Origin of the sequence: Corallococcus sp. AB045 (assembly GCF_003668895.1) — a bacterium.
In the GTDB taxonomy this organism is placed as follows: domain Bacteria; phylum Myxococcota; class Myxococcia; order Myxococcales; family Myxococcaceae; genus Corallococcus; species Corallococcus coralloides.
The window spans coordinates 1-3,974 of sequence record NZ_RAWN01000366.1; the positions used below are offsets into that span (position 1 = coordinate 1).

The following is a 3,974-nucleotide window of genomic DNA, read 5'->3' on the forward strand; positions in this document are numbered from 1 at the left end:
GGCGGGGGCCTTCACCGGGGCGCCGCCACCTTGCGGGCGATCTCCTCCACCAGGTGCGCCGCCTCGTCCCGCGCGGACACGCCCTGTACTGCGCTCCTCAAGAGCACGCGGTGCGCCCAGCAGGGCACCAGCATGGCGCGCACGTCGCCGGGGGTGACGAAGTCGCGCCCCTCCCACAACGCCTGGGCCCGCGCCGCGGACCCCAGCGCCAGCACCGCGCGGGTGGACGCGCCGCGCTCCAGGTCGCCGTGCTCGCGCGTGGCCCGCGCCAGCCGCACCACGTAGTCCGCCACCGCCGCGTCCAGCTTCACGTCCTGGGCGAACTCACGCAGCGACGCCAGCTCCTCCGGCCCCGTCACCGCCTCCACCGACGGCAGCGGGGACGCCGCGCCGCGCGTGGTGAGCAGGCGCGCCTCCACGTCCGGCGCCGGGTGGCCCAGCGACAGGCGCACGAGGAAGCGATCCAGCTGCGAGTCCGGCAGCGGATAGGTGCCGGAGAAGTCCACCGGGTTCTGGGTGGCCACCACGGTGAAGGGCGAGGGCAGTGCGTGGGTCTGCCCGTCCAGCGACACCTGGCCCTGGGCCATGCCCTCCAGGAGCGCGGACTGGGTGCGCGGGGGCGCGCGGTTGAGCTCGTCCGCCAGCACCAGCTGCCGGAACAGCGGCCCGGGCCGGAAGGAGAAGGTGGCCGTCTGCGCGTGGAACACCTGCGCGCCCAGGATGTCCGTCGGCAGCAGGTCCGCGGTGAACTGGATGCGTGAGAAGGACAGGGCGCACGCGCGGGCCAGGGCCTCCGCCAGCGTCGTCTTGCCCACGCCGGGCATGTCCTCCAGCAGCAGGTGCCCGCCTGCCACCACGCAGGTGACGACGCGCCGCACCTCCTCCGGCTTGCCCTGCACGGCGCGGCCAAGCTGGGCGGCGAGCCGCTCCATCACCGCGCGCGCGGAAGCAGGGGAGGGAACTGGACCGAGGACGCGAGCGGGCTGGGTCATCTGGGCGCGGACTCTAGCCCAGGCGAACGCCCGCCGGCACCCCTCCAGGCCACCCGTGTTCCTCGCCGGATGCCCGCCTGCCTTGGAGGCGCGGGCACTTGCCGGGGATGCACGCGGCCCGGAGGGCCACCCAGTCTCAGACGGAGAGGATGTCCTCGGGCGTGTAGTACGCCCGGTGCGTCGTCGGCGAGGACAGCACGCCGAAGTAGCGGAACATCCGCTCGTGGTGCGTGGCCAGCCCGCGCAGCTGCACGGCGCCGTCCTTCAGGCCGTGGGTCAGGATGCCCACCGCGCTGTCCTTGAACTCACGAAGATGCGCGAAGTCCAGCACGACCTCGCTCTGGCCCAGCGCCTGGAGCGAGTTGCGCAGCTCCTGGGCAGTACGGCCGTCCAGCGTCCCTTCCAAGCGCAGCGTGATCCGACCCGCCGCCTCCTCCTCCCGATGAATCTGAAGCCCCGTCATGATCCGCGCTCCCGCTGAGGTATGCACGTGTGTGCAGCTCGCGATGTAATGGCGGCTGCCGCACGTTTCCGGACCACAGGGGTGGTCCGGGTTCCCACCGGGGGGTGGGGGTGCACAGCCGGAGCCGAACAGTGCACCTTCACCGGCGATCAGGTCAGTGGCGGGCATGCAACTTCGGCTGGAGTGTTGGCGAGCGAGCGGAGCGCGTGTCACGCAGCGGTCAACCCTTGCGGTCGGGTGTCGTCTGCCCGGCACGCAGGCTGATGGCGCGCTCCTGCTGGGCCTTCAGCTTGCGGAACTCCTTCACGACCTTGGCGGGGTAGCCGGCCATGAACTTCACCCGGTTCTCCTTCTTGGCGAGGATGCGCCTGGCCAGCCCGGGACCCGCGTTGTAGGCGACGAGCGCGCCCTCCACGGAGCCGAAGCGGTTGATGAGGTCCGCCAGGTACGCGGTGCCCAGGTTCACGTTCGTCTCGAAGTCGAAGAGGTTGGTGTGGCGGCCCAGCCGCCAGCCGGACTTCTCCGCCAGGTACTTGCCCGTGTCCGGCATCACCTGCATGAGGCCCATGGCGCCCACGCCGGACACCGCGTAGTTGTTGAAGGACGACTCGCAGCGGATCAGCGCCACCACCAGCAGCGGATCCAGGTTGTTGCGCTCCGCCTCGCGGACGATGGCCACCGCCAGCCGGCGCTGCTGCCGCTCCGGGAGCCCGGAGGCGCGCACGGCCTCGGCCACGCCCATCTGCTCCGCGCGGAGGTAGTCCGCTTCGTCCTCGTAGTGCTGCAACCGGGCCAGGGCGGCCTTGAGCTGTGCGTCCTTCTCCGCCAGCTGCGCCCTCAGGGCCGCGACGTCCGGCGCTTCCCCCTGCGCACCCACCGGCACCTGCACCGGGAACGCCACCGCGTTCGTCCCCATCAGCACCACCGCCGCCGCCATCGCCACCGTCCAACCCCGCATCTCGCCCTCCCCTGGCGCCCAACCACCCGCGCCCGCTGACTCGCCCACACCCAGCGGCTAAGCAGGCAACGTGCCAGCGTACGTAGCGTGCGCCAGCTGCCTCACGGATCCTTAAGAGAAGGGCTGAAACAGGACCGGCATGGCCCACGGCATCCGGAAAAAATGCCCGGCCTGGGAAGTTTGTTTCCCAACCTGACCCTGCAGAAAGCTCCGCCTGTTGCCGCGCTGCCTCCGCGTTCCTAGCTTGGGCCCGGTCTGACTTTCGGGGCCCTGTGTGGCGGGAGGCGTGGCGTGTACTGGACCATGGGCATCATCTTGATGGTGTTGTGGGTGATGGGGCTGATCACCGGTTCAACGGAGGGGCAGTGGGTGCACCTCCTCCTGGTGTTCTCGGTCATCGCGTTCGTGCTGGCCGTCGCGTCGCTGGGGCGCCGGCGGGGGCTGGCATGAACGTGCCGGAGCTGGACATGGCGTGGCTGGAGCTGCCGCGGGACAAGGCGGGCTTCGTGCGGCGCGAATGTCCCCGCTGCCAGCGCTCCTTCAAGACGCGGCCCAGCCGCCACGACGCGGGGATGCTACAGCGGCTGCTCGCGGGCTACTTCCCCTTCGAGAACCTCCACGAGGCGTACACGCCCGAGGAGCTGCCCGCGTGGCACTGCCTGTACTGCGGCCACCGCGCGCTGCCGGACGCGTGGCTCACGCCGGATCAGTCCGCGCACGTGGAGCAGATGGCGCGCGCGTGGGCGAACCACGTGCGGTACGAGCAGTTGGCGTACGTGCAGCGCACGCTGTCCCAGAACCCGCGGCCCACCTTCGTCTCCGTGGCGCCGGAGCCGCTGCCCCGGCCGCTGCCTCCGGACGAGGAGATGCTGCGCACGCTCCCCATGGTCTGCTGCGGGGACGAGGTGCAGGCGCAGTGGGAATGGGATCTGCCGATGGTCTGTCCGCGCTGCGGCGCGCACCACGGCGGGCTTTCGGGCCGCCACCAGGTGCAGCTGGAGTTCGTGCGCGAGTAGTGGACGGGCAGGGCGCGCGGAGGGCAGGCTCCTTCGCGCGATGAAGCCGTTCCCCGCAGCCCGGGTGGTGTTGCTGGCCCTGCTCCTGTTGGGACCGGCCGCCGCCCACGCCCATGAAATGGAGGTCGCGCCCGAGGCGGTGAGCGGCTTCGCCGGCTGGGTGGGCGAGGGCATCCGCCACATCCTGGCCGGGGCGGATCATCTCCTGTTCCTCTTCTCGGTATTGTTGGTGGGCGGCTCGTTCCGGCGGATCCTCTTGTTGGTGACGTCGTTCACGCTGGCGCACTCACTGACGCTGGGGCTCACGGCCCTGGGCTGGGTGACGCTGGACGCGCGGAGCACGCGGTGGGCCGAGGCCGCGATCGCCGCGTCCATCCTCTACATGGCGCTGGAGAACCTGCTCTTGCGCCAGCACGGGCACCGCGCGGGGCTCACCTTCCTGTTCGGCCTGGTGCATGGGCTGGGCTTCGCGAGCGTGCTCGGCGGCCATGGGGTGGGGACGGCCGTGGTGCCGGCGCTCCTGGGCTTCAACCTGGGGGTGGAGG

Annotated in this window: 6 protein-coding genes; 3 read left to right on the forward strand and 3 right to left on the reverse strand. The window is 71.2% G+C overall.

Annotated elements, in window-relative coordinates:
- Positions 1-11 precede the first annotated feature (11 nt).
- From D7Y21_RS40500 to D7Y21_RS40510, 3 genes are all read right to left on the reverse strand, one after another.
- Complete coding sequence (locus D7Y21_RS40500; RefSeq protein ID WP_120568167.1) at positions 12-992, reverse strand: MoxR family ATPase; 981 nt, start codon at positions 990-992, stop codon at positions 12-14.
- 136 nt (positions 993-1,128) lie between these two features.
- Positions 1,129-1,455, reverse strand: coding sequence for an STAS domain-containing protein (locus D7Y21_RS40505; protein ID WP_120568166.1), 327 nt, complete (start codon positions 1,453-1,455; stop codon positions 1,129-1,131).
- A 220-nt stretch (positions 1,456-1,675) separates the two neighbouring features.
- Entirely contained in the window at positions 1,676-2,413 is a 738-nt protein-coding gene (locus tag D7Y21_RS40510) for a lytic transglycosylase domain-containing protein (protein WP_120568165.1), read from the reverse strand.
- Positions 2,414-2,704: 291 nt separating this feature from the next.
- On the opposite strand from D7Y21_RS40510, the gene D7Y21_RS40515 reads away from it, so the two are divergent.
- The 3 genes from D7Y21_RS40515 to D7Y21_RS40525 form a co-directional block, all read left to right on the forward strand.
- Positions 2,705-2,863: a lmo0937 family membrane protein gene (locus D7Y21_RS40515; RefSeq protein WP_120545937.1), complete on the forward strand. Its 159-nt coding sequence runs from the start codon at positions 2,705-2,707 to the stop codon at positions 2,861-2,863.
- A complete protein-coding gene (locus D7Y21_RS40520; protein WP_120568164.1) occupies positions 2,860-3,429 on the forward strand; it encodes a hypothetical protein in 570 nt (189 codons plus the stop codon). The genes D7Y21_RS40515 and D7Y21_RS40520 overlap by 4 nt, the downstream gene beginning before the upstream one ends.
- Positions 3,430-3,469: 40 nt before the next feature.
- Positions 3,470-3,974: HupE/UreJ family protein (locus tag D7Y21_RS40525; RefSeq protein ID WP_147469526.1), on the forward strand; the 505-nt coding region annotated here is incomplete at its 3' end.

What these genes read in the sequence shown, in the direction of transcription:
- D7Y21_RS40500 (WP_120568167.1), bottom strand. Translation starts at nt 992, where the DNA reads ATGACCCAGCCCGCTCGCGTCCTCGGTCCAGTTCCCTCCCCTGCTTCC.
- D7Y21_RS40505 (WP_120568166.1), bottom strand. Translation starts at nt 1,455, where the DNA reads ATGACGGGGCTTCAGATTCATCGGGAGGAGGAGGCGGCGGGTCGGATC.
- D7Y21_RS40510 (WP_120568165.1), bottom strand. Translation starts at nt 2,413, where the DNA reads ATGCGGGGTTGGACGGTGGCGATGGCGGCGGCGGTGGTGCTGATGGGG.
- D7Y21_RS40520 (WP_120568164.1), top strand. Translation starts at nt 2,860, where the DNA reads ATGAACGTGCCGGAGCTGGACATGGCGTGGCTGGAGCTGCCGCGGGAC.